This window comes from Pseudomonas sp. AC463, assembly GCF_979253585.1.
On sequence record NZ_CEEDDZ010000860.1, the window covers coordinates 1 to 255 of the forward strand.

Sequence of the window (255 nt, forward strand, 5' to 3'; positions counted from 1 at the left end):
GGTATAGGCGGTCTCCGGCTTCAGGTCGAAGCCCCCCTCCCGCACGGTGCAGCGATCGTCGGGGCAGATCAGCGATGCGCTGCCGTACAGATTGGCGGGCAGGCCGGTGTTGGCGCACTGAGCCGCTGTGGCGGACGGTGCCAGACGGGCCCCGTTGGGGTTGGCCGGATCGATCCGCGGCGCGCAGGGGTCGGCGTAGAAGCCCTGGTTCCAGAAGATGTTGGCGGCGCCCTGTGCGGTGCCGACGCCCGGTGC

Annotated in this window: 1 protein-coding gene; it reads right to left on the reverse strand. The window is 71.0% G+C overall.

Features of this window, described 5'->3' with window-relative positions; translation table 11 throughout:
* Positions 1-255: hypothetical protein (locus AC0IYH_RS32675; RefSeq protein ID WP_471838509.1), on the reverse strand; the 255-nt coding region annotated here is incomplete at both ends.